Below are 20,848 nucleotides of genomic sequence, written 5' to 3'. Positions count from 1 at the left end.
AATTCATTTTTTTGCCAGCTCCTGGCTGATAGTCCAGAGTTCCCGGCGTTCCTCACTGCTTAAGCCGTGCGTGCGATCGCGAGCTATCAACTCTTCCTGTCGCAGTTCAAGCAGTGAATCAAACATATGGTTGAGCGAGTCGGTGAAGGTTTTTTCTGCGATATCTTTATCTGCTATATCGTCCCACATCGACAGTTTTTCAAGGGTCGTGGCCTCATTTGTGCCGCGATACTGCTCTAAAAGTTGCCCGGTGGTCAGACCCGGCTGAGACAGACAGGTGTTAACCAGTTCGCTGAACAAGCCCAGTCCCGGCATTTTGCGCTGATCCAGGCCTGCCAGAGGCGGTACCAGCGGCGCCAGATCCGGATTTTGCACCAGCAGTCCTATCAGTATACGCATGGTCGTGCGTTTTAGCTGCGGCGCAGGGCGCGGTGCGCCACTTTCTGTCAGTTTCGGCATTAAACGTTCAAGCTGGGCGTCATCTAAAATCCCCAGCTTATTGCCCAGCTCCTGGCGCAAATAAATGCGCAGCGTCTCGCCCGGAACCTGAGTGATCAGCGGCAGCGCCAGCGTGCTTAGCTGCGCGCGCCCGTCCGGGGTGCTCAAATCAACCTGCGGCAGCAGGCTGTTAAACAAAAACGTGGAGAGCGGCTGAGCCTGCTCCATCCGCGCTTCAAACGCGGCCTTACCCTCTTTACGCACCAGCGTATCCGGGTCTTCGCCGTCGGGCAGAAACATAAAGCGTAGCTGACGGCCGTCGGACATATACGGTAGCGCCGTCTCCAGCGCTCGCCATGCGGCCTCGCGGCCCGCCCGGTCGCCGTCGTAACAGCAGATGACCTGATTGGTCGCCCGGAACAGCAGCTGAATATGGTCGGCGGTGGTCGACGTGCCAAGCGACGCGACGGCATAGTTAATGTCGTACTGCGCCAGTGCGACGACGTCCATATAGCCTTCGACAACTAACAAACGCGGCGGTTCGGCGTTGTTCTGCTGCGCTTCATACAGGCCGTACAGCTGACGACCTTTATGGAAAATATCGGTTTCCGGGGAGTTAAGGTACTTCGGCAGGGCATCACCCAGCACGCGACCACCAAAACCAATTACCCGGCCTCGCTTATCGCGGATCGGGAACATCACCCGTTCGCGGAAGCGGTCGTAACTGCGTCCCTTATCGTTAGTCACCAGCATGCCGGCATCGATAAGCGACTGGCGGTTTTCCTGATTGCCGCCAAAACGTTTTAAAACGTTGTCCCAACCGGGGGGCGCGTAGCCAATCGCAAAGCGCGCAATGACCTCGCTGCTTAAACCACGCTTCTCCAGATACTGGCGCGCGGGGTCGGCGGCGGGCTGCTTCAAAGACTGCTGATAAAACGCATTCAGACCATCCATCAGCTGATAGAGACTTTGCCGTTGATGGCGTTCTATCTGACTGGGTCCGTTGCCCGCTTCGTACGGCACTTCAAGGTTGTGCATGGCGGCCAGCTCTTCGACCGTCTCCACGAACTCGAGCTTGTCGTAGTTCATCAGGAAGTCGACGGCGTTGCCGTGCGCACCGCAGCCAAAGCAGTGGTAAAACTGTTTTTCACCGTTGACGGTAAAAGAGGGGGTTTTTTCGTTATGAAATGGACAGCACGCGTGGTAGTTCTTGCCCTGCTTTTTGAGCTTTACCCGCGCGTCGATAAGATCGACGATGTCGGTTCGCGCCAGCAGGTCATTGATAAATACGCGTGGGATTCGTCCAGCCATAGGCCCCGTAAATTATACACCTTATCCATCAAGCTGCTTCAGCGCCGATGCGCCCCCTGCCACTGACGTCAGCCAGCTCCTGGGATTCGCTCTTTTGCTGCTTTGGTGCATCCTGAAGGGTGGGGCGTATATGCTAATGCATAAACGAAAATAAGCCGCGCATTCCTTCCGGAAGCACGGCCTTACAACTTACAACTCAGCCTGAATTGAGGGCTTTAGCCCTCAACAGATTAGTACAGACGAGTGCGGCGTGCGTTTTCGCGAGCCAGTTTCTTCGCGTGACGTTTCACTGCAGAAGCTTTAGCGCGCTTACGTTCGGTAGTCGGTTTTTCATAGAACTCACGACGACGAACTTCCGCCAGAACACCTGCTTTTTCACAGGAACGCTTGAAGCGACGCAGAGCTACGTCGAACGGCTCGTTTTCACGTACTTTAATTACCGGCATGTGCCTCTCACCTTTGATTAATTCGGTTTGCTGCTGGCATCAGCGCCAGCTTATTTCAAAATGGTGCGGAATTTTACTGCAACTACTGCTGCTTTGTAAAGCACCTGCGCCCTTTTTGAAAGGACTTTTATAAGGGTGAGGAGTATACACGAGGGTTCTTCCTGGGGCGAACAAAGTTTTATGTCCGCTGCCCCGGAGTCCGTCCCGGGGCCAGCTTTTCTCGCCCGCCCCGCCCGCGTACCCCTTGTGGGCTCCGGGCCGTGTCGCGCTGCTGCCTGGAATTCTTAGGGTATACATCAACCCGCATTGGTCCTAAACTGCGCGGTATTAGAGCGAGGTAAAACAAGACATGCGTGTACTGGGTATTGAAACATCCTGCGATGAAACCGGCATCGCCATTTACGACGATAAGCAAGGCCTGCTGGCCAACCAATTGTATAGTCAGGTGAAACTACACGCTGACTACGGCGGCGTGGTTCCTGAGCTGGCTTCGCGCGATCACGTGCGTAAAACGGTGCCGCTGATCCAGGCGGCGCTGAAAGAGGCCGGGCTGACGGCAAAAGATATTGATGCGGTTGCCTACACCGCCGGGCCGGGGCTGGTCGGCGCGCTGCTGGTTGGCGCAACGGTAGGCCGTTCGCTGGCGTTCGCCTGGAACGTACCGGCGATCCCGGTACACCATATGGAAGGGCATCTGCTGGCGCCGATGCTGGAAGATAATCCGCCGGACTATCCCTTTGTGGCGCTGCTGGTTTCCGGCGGCCATACCCAGCTGATTAGCGTGACCGGTATTGGTCAGTATGAACTGCTGGGTGAATCGATAGATGATGCGGCAGGGGAAGCGTTCGATAAAACCGCGAAGCTGCTGGGCCTCGATTATCCCGGCGGCCCGATGCTCTCTAAAATGGCCTCCCAGGGGAGCGAAGGCCGTTTCGTCTTCCCGCGCCCGATGACCGATCGTCCGGGGCTGGATTTTAGCTTCTCTGGCCTGAAGACGTTTGCCGCCAACACCATCCGCAATAATGAAAATGACGAGCAGACCCGGGCGGATATTGCGCGGGCGTTTGAAGATGCGGTGGTGGATACGCTGATGATTAAGTGCCGTCGGGCGCTGGAGCAGACCGGCTTTAAGCGCCTGGTGATGGCGGGCGGCGTGAGCGCCAACCGCACGCTGCGCGCGAAGCTGGCCGAGATGATGAAAAAGCGCGGCGGCGAAGTGTTCTACGCTCGCCCCGAGTTCTGTACCGATAACGGCGCGATGATCGCCTATGCCGGAATGGTGCGCCTGCGGAGCGGAGCGAAGCCCGACCTCGGCGTCACCGTGCGCCCGCGCTGGCCGCTCGCCGAGCTGCCGGCGGCCTGATCCTGCTAACAGGCCGACCTCGCGTCGGCCTGTCTTTCTGAGCTATTCCATACTCTTACACAGCGAGCAAATCGCCCCCTGATGTTTTGCCGAGTGCATCACGTCCGGACGTTCGTACTCTTCCCGGCAGGTAATGCAGCGATACACGGTGGTGGAGGCGTTCCCCTGAGCGTCGTAGCGCGGTTCGGCAATGCCGTCATCGTGCTGTTTGATGTAGTAGCGGCCGCGGGTCAGAATGCCCATCAGCGGCGTCATCACCAGGGCGACAGCCAGCGCAATCAGCGGTGAGAACGGGGCCAGGGTGGTGCCGAGCAGGCCGAAGAATGCGCAGATAGAGAGCCCGGCGGCGAGAGCAAAGGAAACCACGCCCACCGGGTTAACGTTATGGATCATCCCCCGGCGATATTCCGGCTGGGCCGGCGCCAGCTTCAGCAGGCCTTTATTGACGGTAATATCGGTGGCGACCACCACAACCCAGGCAATGGCGAAGTTGGAGTAAAAGCCGAGGATCCACGACAGGGCGCTGAACATATCGCCTTCCATCAGCGCCAGCGCAATGGCGAGGTTGACGACAACAAAGACGATCCGCCCCGGATAGCTGCGGGTGGTGCGCGTCCAGGCGCTGGTCCAGGCCAGCGAGCCGGAGTAGGCGTTGGTGACGTTAATTTTAATCTGCGAGATAACCACCAGCACTACGGCCAGGGTCAGCGCCAGCCAGCCGGGCACCAGATTGTCAAAGACGCTGACGAACTGCTGAACCGGCTCGGTGTTATGTACAGCCGGGAAGCGGGTCAGCAGGTAGAAGCCGAGGAAGGCGCCAATAATCTGTTTAATCGCGCCCAGCACCACCCAACCCGGGCCGGCAGAAAAGACCGCCAGCCACCAGCTTTTGCTGTTCTCCGCCGTTTTCGGCGGCATAAAGCGCAGATAGTCAATCTGCTCGCCGATCTGCATGATCAGCGACAGGCATACCCCGGCGCCCAGCATAATGGCGGTTAAATCCACGCGCGAGGCGTCGTTCTTACCGGCGAAGTTCATAAAGCCATCCACCAGCTGAGGATCTTTAGCGATAAGCCAGGCCACCGGCACAACCATCAGCACCAGCCACAGCGGCGTGGTCCAGACCTGCAGACGGGTCAGGGCCTTCATGCCGTAAACGACCAGCGGCAGTACCATCAGGGTTGCGATGAGGTAGCCCATCCACAGCGGGATCCCGAGGCCGACCAGCAGCCCCTGCGCCATAATCGAGCCTTCAAGAGCGAAGAAGATAAAGGTAAATCCGGCAAAAATGATGCTGGTAATGACCGAGCCAAAATAGCCGAATCCGGCGCTGCGGGTGATTAAATCGAGGTCGATGTTGTAGCGGGCAGCGGTGATCGCCAGCGGAATGCCGGTCAGGAAAATCACCAGCGCGGCCAGCAGGATCGAGTAGATGGCGTTGGTGGTGCCCCACGCCATGCCAATGCTGGCGCCGATAGAAAAGTCGGCCAGATAGGCAATGCCGCCCAGCGCGGTGACGGCGACGACGCCTGGCCCCCAGCGGCGAAAGCTCAGCGGAGCGTAGCGCAGGGTGTAATCTTCCAATGTTTCACGGGAGCCGGATGTGCCGGTTTGTGCAGGTAGCTCAGTTTTAATATCCAGTGATGACATAGTCATTCCTTAATGGTCAGGTATGACTGTAATTAGCAAACCTTATGCCACTTCGTAGAGCAGGCGCCGCAGGGGGCTGTGGGGGAGGGGAGGATAAAAAGAGGGCGTCGAATGCACCATCCGGGCGCGGGCGCGTCCGGATGGTGCACGGGCCTAGCGGCGCAGCATGCCTTTGTCTTCGAGGAAGGCAATGATGCTCTGCAGGCCGTCGCCGCTCTTGAGGTTAGTAAAGGCCCACGGACGCTCGCCGCGCATCCGCATGGTGTCGCGCTCCATCACTTCCAGCGAGGCGCCCACATACGGTGCAAGGTCGGTTTTGTTGATCACCAGGAAGTCCGATTTGGTGATCCCCGGGCCGCCTTTGCGCGGGATTTTCTCCCCTTCCGCCACGTCGATAACGTAGATGGTCAGATCGGCCAGCTCTGGGCTAAAGGTCGCGCTGAGGTTATCGCCGCCGCTTTCGACGAAGATAAGTTCGAGGTTACCGAATTTTTCGCTCAGCGCTTCCACCGCCGCCAGGTTCATCGACGCGTCTTCGCGGATGGCGGTATGCGGGCAGCCGCCGGTTTCGACGCCGACGATACGTTCCGGCTCAAGCGCGCCAGCTTCGGTGAGAATGCGCTGATCTTCTTTGGTGTAGATATCGTTGGTGACGACGGCCAGCTGATACGTGTTGCGCATGGCTTTACACAGCGCTTCCAGCAGCGCGGTTTTCCCGGAACCGACCGGGCCGCCGACGCCCACGCGCAGCGGATGTTTGTAGTTGTTCATGCTTTCTCCTAAGAACGGAATAATCGGGAATACTGCGTTTCATGCCGGGCGGAGGCGATGGCGGCCAGCGGCGTGGAGGAGCCGATCGCGCCGTCCGGGGCGGCAAGCGCGCTGGCCATATCCGCCGCATAGCGATCGCACAGGCGGATGATCAGCTGCTGCGCGGCCTGTTGCCCAAAAGGCACCAGCTTAACGCCGGCCATCACCGCGCCCTCAATCCAGCTGTAGCCGAGGCTCAGCGCCAGATCGGCAAGGGGGATTTGCCAGCGCACGCCAAGCCAGGCCATCCCGGCAAGCTGGCTTTGCTGGCACAGCGTCCGCCACTCTTTGGGGCACTCCGGCTGCCAGTCGGCAAGCAGTCGGGTGAATGCCGCCCCGCGATTACGCTCCTCTTCGCGCAGCTCGCGGGTTTCTCTGCAGGCGAGCAGATACGCCGCCCAGCGCTGCGCCTCGGGCAGGTTGTTATCTTCGCAGGCGCGATAGAGGCGGGCGAACAGCGGCAGATCGACGGTAAAAAAGCTCTGCTCCATCTGCTGCAGCTGCCAGCGTTCGAAGGCCTGAGTATCGGCCACCCAGCCCGCTTCCACCGCCCACTCCAGCCCCTGCGACCAGCTATAGCCGCCGACCGGCAGGTTGCTGCTGGCCAGCTGCATCAGCCGCAGGCGTTTTTCCAGCGACGACATTCAGTGGCTGTGCTCATGGTGGTCATCGTGGCTATGGCCATGATGATGCCCGTGTCCATGCCCGTGGCTCTCGCTGGCGTAGGCGCCGGCTTCCGGTTCGAACGGCAGCCGGGCGAAGCTCACCTGCAGGCCGAACTGGCGCAGCATATCGTCCAGCACGTGGTCGTGGTGGTAGCGCAGCTCGCCGGGCATAATCTGCAGCGGAACGTGGCGGTTGCCGAGGTGATAGCAGGCTTTCGCCAGCGTAAACGGGTCCTCGCAGCGCACGACGGAGACGCCCTCATCGGCGGCAATGACTGCGACAAACTCGCTGCCCTCTTCATTACTCAGAACGTCACCGCCCCGCAGCAGCAGGCCGCGCGGCAGCAGCAGGCCCGCTTCGCGCCCATCGTTAAGGGTGACTTTGATTCGGCTTTTTACCCGCACATCAATCGGCAGCGTGACGCTGGCCGTTGCCTGCGCCGGCGTCTCCACGCGTTGGGTCAGATACAGCATCCGGACTCCTTAAAACAGAAAGTAACGTTGCGCCATCGGCAGCACTTCTGCCGGTTCGCTGGTTATTAGCTCCCCGTCAATGCGCACCTCGTAGGTTTGCGCATCAACGGTAATATTGGGCTGCAGGCCGTTATGGATCATGTCGGCCTTCTGCAGCGTTCGGCAGCCCTTCGCCGTGGCCGTGGCGCTGTGCAGATTGAGGCGCTGCGCCACGCCGCTGGCTATCGCCGCCTGCGGCAGGAAGGTCAGCCGACAGCGATGGCGGGCGCTGCCCAGCGCCCCGAACATCGGCCGATAGTGCACCGGCTGCGGGGTAGGAATAGAGGCGTTAATATCGCCCATCGGCGCGATGGCAATCATCCCGCCCTTCACCACGCACGCCGGCTTCACGCCGAAGAACGCCGGGGACCACAGCACCAGATCGGCCAGCTTGCCGGCCTCAATCGAGCCGACCTCATGGGCGATACCGTGGGTCAGCGCCGGGTTAATGGTGTATTTAGCGATATAGCGCTTAACGCGAAAATTGTCGTTGTCGCCGCGCTCTTCCGCCAGCGGGCCGCGCTGGACCTTCATGCGGTGGGCGACCTGCCAGGTGCGCAGCACCACCTCGCCGACGCGGCCCATGGCCTGCGAATCGGAAGAGGTCAGCGAGAAAGCGCCGATATCGTGCAGGACGTCCTCCGCGGCGATGGTTTCCCGCCGAATGCGCGATTCGGCGAACGCCACGTCCTCCGCGATGTCCGGGTCGAGGTGATGGCAAACCATCAGCATATCGAGGTGTTCATCGATGGTATTGACGGTGTAGGGCAGCGTCGGGTTGGTGGAGGAGGGCAGAATGTTGGGGTGCGCGCAGGCGGTAATAATATCCGGCGCGTGGCCGCCGCCGGCGCCTTCGGTATGGAAGGTGTGGATGGTACGCCCGCCAATCGCCGCCAGGGTATCTTCGACAAACCCGGACTCGTTGAGGGTATCGCTATGCAGCGCCACCTGAACGTCCATCTCATCGGCGACGGTCAGCGCGCAGTTGATGGCCGCGGGCGTCGCGCCCCAGTCTTCGTGGATTTTCAGGCCAATCACGCCAGCCGCCACCTGCTCGCGCAGCGCGTCCGGATTGGAGCCGTTGCCTTTACCCAGCAGGCCGATGTTGACCGGCAGGCTATCCGCCGCCTGCAGCATCCGCGATATATACCACGGACCGGGGGTGCAGGTGGTGGCGTGGGTGCCCGCCGCCGGTCCGGTGCCGCCGCCGACCATCGTGGTGACGCCGGAGACCAGCGCTTCTTCCGCCTGCTGCGGGCAGATCCAGTGGATGTGCGTATCGACGCCGCCGGCGGTGACTATCTTACCTTCGGCGGCAATGATTTCCGTCGCCGCGCCGATAGGGATGGTGACGTCAGGCTGGATATCCGGGTTGCCCGCTTTGCCGATGGCGAAGATGCGCCCCTCTTTGACGCCGATATCCGCCTTCACGATCCCCCAGTGATCGACGATCAGCGCATTGGTCAGCACCAGATCGACGCACTCCGCTGAGAGCATTTGGCCCTGGCCCATGCCGTCGCGAATCACCTTTCCGCCGCCGAACTTCACCTCTTCGCCGTAGGTGGTGAGATCGTCTTCGACCTCTATCCACAGCTCGGTGTCCGCAAGGCGGACCTTATCGCCGGTGGTGGGGCCAAACATATCGGCATAGGCCTGGCGTGAAATTTCACTCATCGTTTTCCTCCAGTTTTCCCATCACCGCGCCGCGAAAGCCGTACACCGCGCGGGAGCCGGCAAGAGCAACCAGCTCCACTTCTCGCTTTTGCCCGGGTTCAAAACGGACCGCGGTACCGGCGGCGATATTCAGGCGATAGCCCGTCGCCTGCTCGCGGTCGAACTTCAGCGCCGGATTCACTTCGGCGAAGTGATAGTGCGATCCCACCTGGATCGGCCGGTCACCGTGATTTTCAACGATTATGCTGCGGGTCATGCGGCCAACATTAAGGGCTATCTGGCCGGGTTTCACTTGGTACTCACCTGGGATCATCGCGGAACCTCAGATTATCGGATTGTGGACGGTGACCAGCTTCGAGCCGTCCGGAAAGGTGGCTTCGATCTGGATGTCGGGGATCATTTCGGGCACGCCCTCCATGACCTGACTGCGGGTCAGGACGTGGCGGCCCTCTTCCATCAGCGCCGCCACGCTATTGCCGTCGCGGGCGCCCTCCATAATAAAGGCGCTAATTAACGCCACCGCTTCCGGGTAGTTCAGCTTCAGCCCACGGGCCAGGCGGCGCTCAGCCACCAGCGCGGCGGTAAACAGCAGCAGCTTATCTTTCTCTCTGGGTGTCAGTTCCATAGCGCTCTCTCAGGTCAGCCAGATTCGGGGAGGAACCGGGGGTTTCCCGGTCAGATGCGGGCGCATAAACTGCCATATATCGCGCATCGCCCGCTGGCACAGCAAATTATCATCACTTAAAAATCGGACCGTCAGCAGGCCGTCGGTCAGGCTGGCGCCGGCGTAGCTGGCGAGCCCGGCGAGCCGTTCGCGCACGCCGTCGAGCAGGGTCTCATTAGCCGGATAGAACAGCAGCGTCCCCACCCACGGCCGCTGCGCGATGCAGGCCAGCTGGCCATCGGCGAGGCACAGCCGTTCCACCAGCAGCGGCGTCTCATCAACCCACACTTCCAGGCGGTTCGCGAGAGTGCCGTGGCTAAACGTTTCGCCAATCACCGGGCGGCCGAGGCACAGCAGATCCCAGGCTAAAAGGGTGCTGGTGGCGCAAAGATGGAAGGTGGTATGCAGATTAGCCCGCGCGCCGGGGAAAAAAATGGCGTCCTGCGGCAGCCATTCAAGAATAGCGTGCGCCGCGACGGTGAAGCGCTGGTGCAGATGCGCCTGCGCGCCGCTGCTGCGGTAAAACTTGCTGGCGCCGGGCATGGTCATCAGCGCGTGGCTGCCGCCGTCGAGGGCGGCCGTAATCGTCAGCTCATCGCCGCCAACGATGCCGCCCGGCGGATGTAATAAATAGAGGTGGCAGGTTTCTTCTTCGGGATAAAAAGGGCGCTGGACGGTTAATGGGCCAACGTGACGGGAAGAGGTCAGGACCGTTTTATCGCCGGTAGATTGAAAGCGGAGATCCAGCGTAGCCTGCCAGCCTTTTTTTGTCTGTGGTAACACGGTGCTGTGCAATGTTGCGCCCCTGCAAACTCAAGATAAAACAGCAGCGATGAGTATTGATCGGCCGCAAAGCATCCCGATCATATGAAAAGCTTATGGTTGTTGCCCCGTAAACCGCCCGGCGGCTGCGGATAGAGTCCGTCCCTGGACCTTCCCCCGCAGGCGGGATAGCTACATGTTGAAAGGTGAAGGGGCGGTAAAGGGCGTTCAGCGCGAGCGCCCGGTGGTAACGCTATTTATCCTGATAATCCTCGGCGTCGATGTCGTAGCCCGAAGGTTCCCAGCGGATGGCAAGCAGCGACAGCAGGCCGATAAGCGGCGCCGCGGCGATAACCCAAAAGACGCGCGTATCCAGCGCCGCGACCAGCAGCGGGAAGAGGAACAGCGATAGCGTTGAGCTGCTGCGCATCAGGGTTTGGTTCAGGCCGACGCCGACGCCGCGCAGTGAAGTCGGGTAGCTCAGCGAGGCAAAGGTCATGGTGTGCGCGCCGGGGCCAAAGCCCTGGCCGAAGAGGAACAGCGCCAGCATGGCAACCGCGGCGATCCCTTCGGCGGCGCCTTCCGGGCGGCCAATCAGCGCCAGCCCCAGCAGCGCCGCCAGCTGGCAGGCGTATCCCGCCAGCGACATTTTCCATGCCCCAAGGCGCGGCACCAGCCGTACGGCCAGCAGCCCGCCGACGAAGGCGAAGAGCAGGTTCAGCGCCAGCGAGATCAGAATCGTGGTCAGCATCGACTGGACGAAGAAGCTGGAGATAATCACCGGCAGGCCGAAGGCAACGGCGTTATAGGCAAATGATGAGACTACGGAGAGCAGCGTTGCCAGGGTCGTCCGCCGCAGGTAAACCCCCTGAAACAGGCGTAAGTAGTTGCTCCATTGCGCTTTTTTCACCACCGGCGCCGGTTTATCCAGCGCATCCTGCGCCACGTGGGCGTTGATGTTGTAGGCCTGGCGCAGAATGGAGGCCGCTTCACGCAGGTTGCCCTGATTGGCGGCCCAAACCGGCGACTCGCTCATATAGCGGCTGCGAATGGCGATAATCACCAGCGCGGGGATCGCGCCGAAGCCGAGAATCAGCCGCCACAGCCAGTCGCTGTGGCTTTCCGGCAGCGCGGCGTAGAAAAATAGCACCAGCAGATATGAGACGCTGATGGCGGCGTACCAGGTCGGGCACCACATGGCGACGCTGGCGGCTTTGTTGCCCGGCCCTTTGAGTTTAGAAAATTCGCTCAGGAAGGCCATCGCCACCGGCAGGTCGATACCCACGCCGAGCCCCATGACGAACCGGGCGCCGGTGAGGACGTATTCGTTGGGAGCCAGCGCGCAGGCGATAGCTGCAACCACGAAGAACAGCATATCCGCCATAAAGACGCGGTAGCGGCCGATTTTATCCGTCAGATAGCCGCCCAGCAGCGCGCCGACGATGGCGCCGAAGGTGATGGCTGAGGCCACCATGCCGGTGCCGGCGGGCGTCAGGTTGAATTCACGGGTAATGTCTTTCAGGCCAAAGGCCAGGGAGCCAAGATCGTAGGCATCGAGAAAAATCCCGCCTAGCGCGATGCCCATGACGATGCGCGCGTTGCTGCGCCCGCTGCTGCCCTCGTTAATCAGGCGCGAAACGTCCGCCGCGCCGCGTATCCATCGAACTTCCCCGTCAGGCGACCCTGCCGCTGCAATCGGCGCCGCATTGATTACGTCTGTCATATTATTGTTCTGTTGTGTCTTATCAGGAGATTCAGAGTAAACATCGCGGGGCGGGCGAATAAATCATTTTTGGTTATAAGACATAACTAAGTGATTGTAGCGAAAGGATTATCTTTTAAACGGCGGCGCGGTGGAATGATTGGCTGTAAGGCCGGGGGATCAAAAGATATTGTCGGGGAAAATCGTGCCCGGCAGCGCCGGGCGCGGAGATTATTTCTGTTCCGGCTTTTTCTTGTTCTTCTTCAGCCGGGCCCAGATTTTGGTTTCCTGACGACGCCACAGGCGCTGGATATTGTCATGATGGCGCAGGAGGATCAGGCAGGAGAGCATCGATACCGGAAAGGTGTACTGCGGTTTGAACCACCAGACGTAGAACGGCGCAATAAGCGCGCTGACGATGGCGCCGAGCGAAGAGTAGCCGCTGAGCAGGATGGTCAGTAGCCAGGTCCCGGCCATGACGCCGGTGAGATCCCAGCCGATAGGCGCGATGGCGCCGAAAGCGGTCGCAACGCCCTTGCCGCCGCGAAAATTGAAGAACACCGGCCAGATATGACCAATGCAGGCGGCAATCGCCACCAGGCCCAGCCAGAAAGGGGTCAGACCGAGTGCCCATGCGCCCCAGACCGGCAGCATGCCTTTGAGCACATCGAAAATAAGCACCGTTACGGCCGCTCCCTTGCCGCCAATTCGTAGGACGTTGGTCGCCCCAGGGTTGCCTGAGCCGCTATCGCGAGGGTCGGGCAGGCCAGCGAGGCGGCAAACCAGAATGGCGCTGGAAATTGAGCCGCAGAGGTAGGCAAGGATAACGAGTCCAGGCGCGATTGCACTCATCAGCTGTTCCATTTTGAAAGTGTCGTTTTATCCCCGTCATCCTTGGCGCAGCCGGTGCGTGGGCTCTCCTCGCGCGCCCGGATACATAGTGACGCTATGCTCCCGGAAGCTCGCTGCGCCGCCGCCTTCCTGCAACGCAAATTATTTAGGGGATGTCTTTGCATCTGTGGATAATACGCATAATTCGCCGGAAGTGGTATCCGGTTTAGCCAAAAAGCAGGCAGGTCGTGATGGATATTGTATTTATAGAGCAACTTTCGGTAATCACCACTATTGGTGTTTATGACTGGGAACAAACCATTGAGCAGAAGCTGGTGTTCGATATCGAAATGGCGTGGGATAACCGTAAAGCGGCGTCCAGCGATGATGTGAGCGATTGCCTTAGCTATGCCGATATTAGCGAGCTGGTTATCAACCACGTTGAAGGGGGGCGTTTTGCGCTGGTCGAACGCGTGGCCGAAGAAATTGCCGATCTGCTGCTGGCAAAATTCTCCTCACCGTGGGTGCGAATTAAAGTCAGTAAACCGGGCGCGGTTGCCCGCGCGGCCAACGTCGGCGTCATCATTGAGCGTGGCCTTAATCTGAAACAAAACTTTTAAGGTCATATTGATTAAACAATTTGGGCTTATACAGGTCTTAGTGCCGGCCGTCAGGTTATTTTATTTGCCATATTCTCCTCGAACGGGGCTCGAAATCCTCACGTACTCCGTGTACGCTCCGGAATTGACGCGCCGTCCGAGGCCAAACTGGCTGCACCAATGACGCCTGATGGCATGGCTCGTAGTGCCTGGTTTTTTCATTTTACTTTTAAAGGGTTTATTGGATGAGCGATATACACTCGCTGCTGGTGGCGGCAATATTGGGTGTGGTTGAGGGTTTGACAGAGTTTTTACCTGTTTCCAGTACTGGTCATATGATTATTGTTGGTCATCTGCTGGGATTTGAAGGTGATACTGCAAATACATTTGAGGTGGTCATTCAGTTAGGTTCTATTCTTGCCGTTGTCGTTATGTTCTGGCGTCGTTTGTTTGGCCTGATCGGTATCCATTTCGGTAAACCACCTGCGCATGAAGGGCAGGGCAGCGGTCGCTTATCGCTTATCCATATTCTGTTAGGGATGATTCCGGCGGTGGTGCTGGGCCTGATATTCCACGACACCATTAAGTCGCTATTTAACCCGGTCAACGTGATGTATGCGCTGGTGGTCGGCGGCGTGCTGCTGATTGCCGCTGAGGTGCTGAAGCCGAAGGAGCCGCGCGCGGTAGGCGTTGACGATATGACCTATCGTCAGGCGTTCGTGATTGGCTGCTTCCAGTGCCTGGCGCTGTGGCCGGGCTTTTCTCGCTCCGGCGCGACGATTTCCGGCGGCATGCTCATGGGCGTCAGCCGCTATGCGGCCTCGGAGTTCTCGTTCCTGCTGGCAGTACCGATGATGATGGGCGCCACCGTGCTGGACGTTTATAAAAGCATCGGCTTCCTGAATGCCAGCGATATTCCGATGTTTGCCGTCGGCTTTATTATGGCGTTTATCGTGGCGCTGATTGCGATTAAGACCTTCCTGCAGCTGATTAAACGTATTTCGTTTATTCCGTTCGCTATCTACCGCTTTATCGTGGCGGCGGTCGTTTACGTAGTCTTCTTCTAAGACCCTGGCCCTCAGTCTTGCGGCTGAGGGCAGCGTTCTTCCTTCCACTGCGCGAGCGCCAGAATACGCCGCCGCGTTAACTCCTCGCGAATCTCCGGTCCTTTAAAACCTTCCGCCACCACCTCTTTCGTCGAGACCGACCGGGCGATATGCCACGCTTCCAGCAGCAGGCGCCCCTGCGGATAGTCGCAGGCTTCGAAGCCGGTGCGGCCGCGAACGTCGGCCTCGCTGGTGAGGGCAATTTTTTCCACCCGCTGCGGCTTGCGCCAGGCGTCGATGCTGTCGAACAGCTTGACCAGGGTTTTGGGCTGCAGTATCGGCAGGGTATGAATCAGATCGTGGAATTCGGCGACCAGCTTCGCCAGGTCGCGGATCTCATTCGGGACGCGCAGGCGAGCGCAAAGCTGCTCGACCAGCTTGACGCCGGCCGGCCCGTGGCCGTGATGACGAGGCCAGAGCGCTTTCGGCGTCAGCCCTTTGCCCAAATCGTGGCACAGGGTTGCGAAACGCACGTCGATTTCCGGCGACAGCATTGCCGCCATGGTCAGGGTCATCAGGGTATGCAGGCCGGTGTCGATTTCCGGATGCCATTTGGCCGGTGCGGGTACGCCGTATAGCGCCTCGATTTCCGGGAACAGCACGCCGAGCGCGCGGCAGTCGCGCAGTGTCTGGAAAAAGACCTGCGGGTTGCGGGTGCCCAGCGCGCTCTCGGTCTCTTTCCACACCCGCTCCGGCGTCAGATGTGCCAGCTCGCCGGCATCGGCCATCGCGCGCATCAGCGTCATGGTGTCATCCGCAATGCGGAACCCGAGATGGGCGTAGCGGGCGGCAAAGCGCGCTACGCGCAGAACGCGCAGCGGATCTTCGCTAAAAGCTGGTGAAACGTGGCGCAGCAGGCGCTGGCGCAGATCGGACTGGCCGCCGTAGGGGTCGATAATCTGGCCGTCTGAATCCTGGGCGAGGGCGTTAACCGTCAGGTCGCGGCGGAGTAAATCCTGTTCGAGGGTGACGTCGGGCGCGGCGTAGCAGGTGAAGCCGGTATAGCCGGCACCGGATTTACGCTCGGTTCGCGCCAGGGCGTACTCCTCCCGGCTTTGCGGGTGCAGGAACACGGGAAAATCGCGGCCTACCTGCTGGTAGCCCGCGTCAAGCAGCTCTGAGGGCGCGGCGCCCACCACCACCCAGTCTCTGTCTTTGACCGGTAGTCCGAGTAATGCATCCCGGACGGCACCGCCGACCAAATAAATCTTCACGCCTGATTCTCCCGTATCTACTTTGCGCTGGATGATACGTAAGTCTGGCAGAGAAGACGAATTAGTTCATCCACCGGTCTTTACGCTTGCGGCTCGGGATCAGATGCGGCAGCACCAGCCCAAGCAGCAGGCCAACGCCCAGCACGCCGCCGCCGTACATAAACCACTGCATAATGATGGTGCGCTGCTTATCATCAAGCTGCAGATTCGCGGCATTGACCTTTTTCTGCGCGACAACCAGCTCATTTTTCAGCTTCTGGTTCTCATCTTTCAGGGCGTTAATAGCGTTATCGCTCCCGGCGACCTTCTTCTGCATGTCCGCCGTGCGCTGGTTCCAGGTGGTGTCGATGTTGTTAAGCTTGTCGGTCAGGGTCTTAACCTGATTCTCGAGATCCGGTACGCGGGTGCGCAGGCTGGGCTCATTGCTCAGCTCTTTCAGCGGGATCCAGGCGGTGCGGCCGTTGCCGTCGCGGATCTGGGCGTAATTCGTGCTGTCGTTGGTCTGCAGCAGAGAGACCTGCTCCCCGGCATTAATGGTTCCCTGGAGACGATAATTATCGCCAGGACCGGTGCGAACCCAGGTGTTCAGCTCATCAGAAACATAGCGTTTTTCTTCTGCATGAACCGCCGTAGCGGCGCTAAGCGCCAGCAAAGTTATCGTAATCAGGCGTAATTTTGGCATCAGGTCATCGTTTGGTCATAAAAAGTTGAACGATAGTAGTGGCATCACCATAGCGACGCAAAGTTTTCCGCCACAATCGGAAACATCCAGGAGGTGGCCCGGCAAAATGCGCATTGCATGGCGATTCGCCGCAAAATATTATCTACTGACAAGAAATATCGGCGTTAGTTCGCCGTATTTTCCCTGCAGAGCACAGAAGCGGAAAAATTCAGTCATGGCGCAAGAAATCGAATTAAAATTTATCGTCTCCGATAGCGGTGTGGAAACACTGCGTCAGCACCTTAATACGCTCAATGCGCAGCACACGCCCGCAGGACAGCTGCTCAATATTTACTATGAAACGGCGGATAACTGGCTGCGCCGTCATGATATGGGGCTGCGTATTCGCGGCGATCGCGGTCGTTACGAAATGACCCTGAAAATTGCCGGCCGGGTGGTGGGCGGGCTGCATCAGCGCCCGGAATACAACATCCCGCTGGAAAAACCGGAGCTGACGCTGGGCCTGCTGCCGGCGGAAGTGTGGCCGCAGGGTGAACTGCCGGCCGAGCTGGCGCAAAGCGTACAGCCGCTCTTCAGCACTGATTTTGAACGTGAAAAATGGGTGGTGAGCGAAGGAGATAGCCAGATTGAAATCGCCCTCGATCGCGGTGAGGTTAAGGCCGGTGAGCATCAGGAAGCCATTTGTGAACTGGAGCTGGAGCTTTTATCCGGCAATACCGCAGATGTCCTGATCCTCGCCCGTCGTCTGCTGGATACCGGCGCGCTGCGTCAGGGTAGTCTGAGCAAGGCGGCGCGAGGCTACCATCTGGCTCAGGGCGACGGCGAACGTCCGCTGACCGCGCTGGATATTCTGCCGGCTATAGCGAAGGCCAGCGTTGAGCAGGGAATGGAGGCGGCGCTGGAGAGCGCCCTGGCCCACTGGCTTTATCATGATGAAGTCTGGAGCCGCGGCAACCCGGCGGCAAAAGGCGAAATTCTGCGGGCGATTGCCCGCCTGCGTCATACGCTGGCGCTGTTCGGCGGCATCGTGCCGCGTAAAGCCACCGCGGCGCTGCGCGAGCAGCTAAGCGAAGCGGAGGCGGCGCTGTCAGCGGCTGAAAATGCGCAGGCGGCGCTGTTCAGCATCGCCACCGTCAGCGCGAAGCTGATGCTGACGGAATGGCTGGTAAGCCGCGGCTGGCGCGAGTTTCTCAACGAGAACGCGCAGAAGAAAATTGCCGGGTCTTTTAAACGCTTTGCCGATATTCAGCTTTCGCGGGCGGCGGCTGAATTGAAAAACGCGTTCCTGCAGTCGCTGGGCGATGAGTATGAGGGCCAGCTGCCGCGCCTGGCGCGCGAAATCGACACTATTCAGCTGTTAGCCGGCGCTTACGCCTACGCCGCATCGTCATGGCTGGAAAACTGGAAAGAGCTTCGTCGGGCCGTTGAGCACCGGGACAGCAGCGTCATTGAATATTTCCGTCGTCAGGCGCTGGCCGCGGAACCGTTCTGGCTGCATAGTGGAAAACGATAATTTCAGGCCAGGGAGACCCCTATAATGCCGCTTTCTTCGCAGTTACAGCAGCACTGGCAGACGGTTGTAGACCGGCTACCAGCGGATTTTCCATTACAAACGTTAAGTCCGCAGGCGCAGTCGGTTATGGCGTTCAGCGATTTTGTCGAGCAGAGCCTGGTTGCCCAGCCGCAGTGGCTGGTAGAGCTGGAGAGCTCGGCGCCGGAAGCGGATGAGTGGCGCCACTATGCCGACTGGCTACGGACGGCGCTGGCGGAGGTCAATGACGAAGCGGCGCTGATGCGCGAGCTGCGCCTCTTTCGCCGCCGGATTATGGTGCGCATCGCCTGGGCCCAGGCGCTGTCGCTGGTCAGCGAAGAGAGTAGTTTGCAGCAGCTCAGCGTGCTGGCGGAGACGCTGATTGTCGCCGCCCGGGACTGGCTATATGCCGCCTGCTGCCAGGAGTGGGGCACGCCCTGCAGCGCCGAAGGCAAGCCGCAGCCGCTGCTGATCCTCGGGATGGGTAAACTTGGCGGAGGAGAGCTTAACTTCTCCTCCGATATCGACCTGATTTTTGCCTGGCCGGAGCACGGCGCAACCCGCGGCGGGCGCCGCGAGCTGGATAACGCCCAGTTCTTTACCCGCCTCGGCCAGCGTTTAATTAAGGCCCTCGATCAGGCCACCCAGGACGGTTTTGTCTACCGCGTGGATATGCGCCTGCGCCCGTTTGGCGACAGCGGCCCGCTGGTGCTGAGCTTCGCCGCGCTGGAGGATTACTACCAGGAGCAGGGGCGAGACTGGGAGCGCTATGCGATGGTTAAGGCGCGGATCATGGGCGATAACGAAGGCATCTATGCCAGCGAGCTGCGCGCCATGCTGCGGCCGTTCGTCTTCCGTCGCTACATTGACTTCAGCGTGATCCAGTCGCTGCGTAATATGAAAGGGATGATTGCCCGCGAGGTTCGCCGCCGCGGGCTGAAGGACAACATCAAGCTCGGCGCCGGCGGGATCCGCGAAATTGAATTTATCGTTCAGGTCTTTCAGCTGATCCGCGGCGGCCGCGAGCCCGCGCTGCAGCTGCGGGCGCTACTCCCAACCCTGGCGGCTATCGACGAACTGCATCTGCTGCCGGAAGGCGATGCTTCCCGGCTGCGCGAGTCCTACCTGTTTTTACGTCGCCTCGAAAACCTGCTGCAAAGCATCAACGATGAGCAGACGCAAACCCTGCCGCAGGATGAGCTCAACCGCGCTCGCCTGGCGTGGGGGATGCAGGTTGCCGACTGGGAGACGCTGAGCGCGCAGCTGGAAGAGAAAATGGCCAGCGTACGGCGGGTGTTCAACGAGCTGATTGGCGATGATGAAGCGCAGTCGCCGGATGAACAGCTCGCCGAGTACTGGCGCGAGCTGTGGCAGGACGCGCTGGAGGAGGATGATACCAGCCCGGCGCTGACGCATCTCGATGATGCCGATCGGCGCAGCGTGCTGGCGCTGATCGCTGATTTCCGTAAAGAGCTGGACAGGCGCACCATTGGCCCGCGCGGGCGGCAGGTGCTGGATCAGCTTATGCCGCACCTGCTCAGCGAAGTCTGCTCGCGTGCCGATGCGCCGCTGCCGCTGGCGCGCATTACGCCGCTGCTGACCGGCATCGTGACCCGAACAACCTATCTTGAGCTGCTCAGCGAGTACCCCGGCGCGCTGAAACACCTGATCTCCCTGTGCGCCGCCTCGCCGATGGTTGCCAGCCAGCTGGCGCGCCATCCGCTGCTGCTGGACGAACTGCTGGACCCGAATACGCTCTATCAGCCGACGGCGACCGACGCCTATCGCGATGAGCTGCGCCAGTATTTACTGCGCGTACCGGAAGAGGATGAAGAGCAGCAGCTGGAGGCGCTGCGTCAGTTCAAGCAGGCGCAGCTGCTGCATATTGCTGCTGCGGATATCGCCGGCACGCTGCCGGTGATGAGAGTGAGCGATCACTTAACCTGGCTGGCCGAGGCGATGATCGATGCGGTAGTTCAGCAGGCGTGGATGCAGATGGTGGCGCGCTATGGCCAGCCGACGCATCTGCGCGACCGTCAGGGGCGCGGCTTTGCCGTCGTGGGCTACGGCAAGCTGGGCGGCTGGGAGCTGGGCTACAGCTCCGATTTGGATCTGGTGTTCCTCCATGATTGCCCGCAGGAGGCCATGACCGACGGCGAACGCGAGATTGACGGCCGCCAGTTCTATCTGCGTCTGGCGCAGCGCATTATGCATCTCTTCAGCACCCGCACCTCTTCCGGGATCCTCTATGAAGTGGATGCGCGCTTACGTCCGTCAGGCGCCGCGGGCATGCTGGTCACCACCGCCGATTCATTCGCCGACTATCAGCAAAATGAAGCCTGGACCTGGGAACATCAGGCGCTGGTCCGCGCGCGCGTGGTCTACGGCGATCCTGAGCTGCAGATCCGCTTTGATGAGATTCGTCGCGCTATCCTCACCCGCCAGCGCGAGGGGGCGACGCTGCAGACGGAGGTGCGGGAAATGCGTGAGAAAATGCGCGCCCATCTTGGCAATAAGCAGCGCGATCGCTTTGATATTAAAGCCGATGCCGGCGGGATCACCGATATTGAATTTATCACCCAGTACCTGGTCTTACGCTATGCCCACGACAAGCCGAAGCTGACGCGCTGGTCTGATAATGTGCGCATTCTGGAGCTGCTGGCGCAGAACGACATTATGGATGAAGAAGAGGCTCGGGCGTTGACCCATGCTTACACCACGCTGCGCGATGCGCTGCACCATCTGGCGCTGCAGGAGCAGCCGGGAAACGTCGCGCCGGAGGCCTTTGCTCATGAACGTGAGCAGGTCAGCGCCAGCTGGCAGAAGTGGTTGATGGCTTAACTAAAAAACCGGGTGTGCTATTATCGCGCGCAAAGTTTGCATCTCG

The 20,848-nt window shown here is 59.9% G+C and carries 19 protein-coding genes and 1 pseudogene; 6 read left to right on the top strand and 14 right to left on the bottom strand.

Features of this window, described 5'->3' with window-relative positions:
* Window positions 1-3: 3 nt before the first annotated feature.
* Window positions 4-1,749: a DNA primase gene (gene dnaG, locus GO007_RS11010; protein ID WP_095099616.1), complete on the bottom strand. Its 1,746-nt coding sequence runs from the start codon at window positions 1,747-1,749 to the stop codon at window positions 4-6.
* A gap of 230 nt (window positions 1,750-1,979) precedes the next feature.
* Window positions 1,980-2,195, bottom strand: coding sequence for a 30S ribosomal protein S21 (rpsU, locus tag GO007_RS11005; protein ID WP_001144069.1), 216 nt, complete (start codon window positions 2,193-2,195; stop codon window positions 1,980-1,982).
* Between the two features lie 349 nt (window positions 2,196-2,544).
* Between rpsU and tsaD the strand changes: the two genes are divergently transcribed.
* Window positions 2,545-3,558 carry a tRNA (adenosine(37)-N6)-threonylcarbamoyltransferase complex transferase subunit TsaD gene (tsaD, locus tag GO007_RS11000; protein ID WP_095099614.1) on the top strand — a complete coding sequence of 338 codons (1,014 nt, stop codon included), beginning with the start codon at window positions 2,545-2,547 and terminating at the stop codon, window positions 3,556-3,558.
* A 42-nt stretch (window positions 3,559-3,600) separates the two neighbouring features.
* Here tsaD and GO007_RS10995 read toward each other — a convergent pair whose 3' ends face one another.
* From GO007_RS10995 to GO007_RS10960, 8 genes are all read right to left on the bottom strand, one after another.
* Window positions 3,601-5,208 (bottom strand): purine-cytosine permease family protein, encoded by a 1,608-nt coding sequence (locus tag GO007_RS10995; RefSeq protein WP_095099609.1) that lies wholly within the window; start codon window positions 5,206-5,208, stop codon window positions 3,601-3,603.
* A 153-nt stretch (window positions 5,209-5,361) separates the two neighbouring features.
* Entirely contained in the window at window positions 5,362-5,979 is a 618-nt protein-coding gene (ureG, locus tag GO007_RS10990; RefSeq protein WP_095099606.1) for an urease accessory protein UreG, read from the bottom strand.
* A gap of 8 nt (window positions 5,980-5,987) precedes the next feature.
* Complete coding sequence (locus GO007_RS10985) at window positions 5,988-6,662, bottom strand: urease accessory protein UreF (RefSeq protein ID WP_095099603.1); 675 nt, start codon at window positions 6,660-6,662, stop codon at window positions 5,988-5,990.
* On the bottom strand, window positions 6,663-7,157 hold the full coding sequence (gene ureE, locus GO007_RS10980; protein WP_095099600.1) for an urease accessory protein UreE: 495 nt from the start codon (window positions 7,155-7,157) through the stop codon (window positions 6,663-6,665).
* 9 nt (window positions 7,158-7,166) lie between these two features.
* The gene (gene ureC, locus GO007_RS10975; protein WP_095099598.1) at window positions 7,167-8,870 is read right to left on the bottom strand and encodes an urease subunit alpha; all 1,704 of its coding nucleotides are present in this window, start codon (window positions 8,868-8,870) and stop codon (window positions 7,167-7,169) included.
* A complete protein-coding gene (locus GO007_RS10970; protein WP_095099595.1) occupies window positions 8,863-9,183 on the bottom strand; it encodes an urease subunit beta in 321 nt (106 codons plus the stop codon). The genes ureC and GO007_RS10970 overlap by 8 nt, the downstream gene beginning before the upstream one ends.
* A 9-nt stretch (window positions 9,184-9,192) precedes the next feature.
* Window positions 9,193-9,495: an urease subunit gamma gene (locus GO007_RS10965; RefSeq protein ID WP_095099592.1), complete on the bottom strand. Its 303-nt coding sequence runs from the start codon at window positions 9,493-9,495 to the stop codon at window positions 9,193-9,195.
* Between the two features lie 9 nt (window positions 9,496-9,504).
* On the bottom strand, window positions 9,505-10,329 hold the full coding sequence (locus GO007_RS10960; RefSeq protein WP_095099590.1) for an urease accessory protein UreD: 825 nt from the start codon (window positions 10,327-10,329) through the stop codon (window positions 9,505-9,507).
* Between GO007_RS10960 and GO007_RS29105 the strand changes: the two are divergent.
* Window positions 10,319-10,402 (top strand): annotated as a pseudogene (locus GO007_RS29105) (short-chain dehydrogenase); the annotation flags it as partial. The gene GO007_RS10960 and the pseudogene GO007_RS29105 sit on opposite strands and share 11 nt — an antisense overlap.
* A 147-nt stretch (window positions 10,403-10,549) precedes the next feature.
* Here GO007_RS29105 and GO007_RS10955 read toward each other — a convergent pair.
* Both GO007_RS10955 and plsY read right to left on the bottom strand, forming a co-directional pair.
* Window positions 10,550-12,019: an MFS transporter gene (locus tag GO007_RS10955; RefSeq protein WP_095099588.1), complete on the bottom strand. Its 1,470-nt coding sequence runs from the start codon at window positions 12,017-12,019 to the stop codon at window positions 10,550-10,552.
* Between the two features lie 210 nt (window positions 12,020-12,229).
* Window positions 12,230-12,850 (bottom strand): glycerol-3-phosphate 1-O-acyltransferase PlsY, encoded by a 621-nt coding sequence (gene plsY / locus GO007_RS10950; RefSeq protein WP_095100107.1) that lies wholly within the window; start codon window positions 12,848-12,850, stop codon window positions 12,230-12,232.
* A 230-nt stretch (window positions 12,851-13,080) separates the two neighbouring features.
* Here plsY and folB point away from each other — a divergent pair, with 230 nt between their 5' ends.
* Both folB and bacA read left to right on the top strand, forming a co-directional pair.
* Window positions 13,081-13,449: a bifunctional dihydroneopterin aldolase/7,8-dihydroneopterin epimerase gene (gene folB / locus GO007_RS10945; RefSeq protein WP_095099587.1), complete on the top strand. Its 369-nt coding sequence runs from the start codon at window positions 13,081-13,083 to the stop codon at window positions 13,447-13,449.
* Between the two features lie 224 nt (window positions 13,450-13,673).
* Window positions 13,674-14,495: an undecaprenyl-diphosphate phosphatase gene (gene bacA / locus GO007_RS10940; RefSeq protein WP_095099585.1), complete on the top strand. Its 822-nt coding sequence runs from the start codon at window positions 13,674-13,676 to the stop codon at window positions 14,493-14,495.
* An 11-nt stretch (window positions 14,496-14,506) separates the two neighbouring features.
* On the opposite strand, the gene GO007_RS10935 is transcribed toward bacA, so the two are convergent.
* Together GO007_RS10935 and GO007_RS10930 are read right to left on the bottom strand one after the other, a co-directional pair.
* Window positions 14,507-15,748, bottom strand: a complete 1,242-nt coding sequence (locus GO007_RS10935; protein ID WP_095099583.1) for a multifunctional CCA addition/repair protein — start codon at window positions 15,746-15,748, stop codon at window positions 14,507-14,509.
* A gap of 61 nt (window positions 15,749-15,809) precedes the next feature.
* Entirely contained in the window at window positions 15,810-16,430 is a 621-nt protein-coding gene (locus GO007_RS10930) for a TIGR04211 family SH3 domain-containing protein (protein ID WP_041147288.1), read from the bottom strand.
* 214 nt (window positions 16,431-16,644) lie between these two features.
* On the opposite strand from GO007_RS10930, the gene GO007_RS10925 reads away from it, so the two are divergent.
* Together GO007_RS10925 and glnE are read left to right on the top strand one after the other, a co-directional pair.
* Window positions 16,645-17,943 (top strand): CYTH domain-containing protein, encoded by a 1,299-nt coding sequence (locus GO007_RS10925; protein ID WP_095099580.1) that lies wholly within the window; start codon window positions 16,645-16,647, stop codon window positions 17,941-17,943.
* A gap of 21 nt (window positions 17,944-17,964) precedes the next feature.
* Window positions 17,965-20,802, top strand: coding sequence for a bifunctional [glutamate--ammonia ligase]-adenylyl-L-tyrosine phosphorylase/[glutamate--ammonia-ligase] adenylyltransferase (gene glnE, locus GO007_RS10920; RefSeq protein WP_189339859.1), 2,838 nt, complete (start codon window positions 17,965-17,967; stop codon window positions 20,800-20,802).
* Window positions 20,803-20,848: the final 46 nt, after the last annotated feature.

Source organism: Klebsiella sp. 10-1 (assembly GCF_009758445.1).
Classification (GTDB): Bacteria; Pseudomonadota; Gammaproteobacteria; order Enterobacterales; family Enterobacteriaceae; genus Klebsiella; species Klebsiella scottii.
Note: the sequence above shows the minus strand (reverse complement) of the source record. Positions and strands in the feature narration are given on the sequence as shown.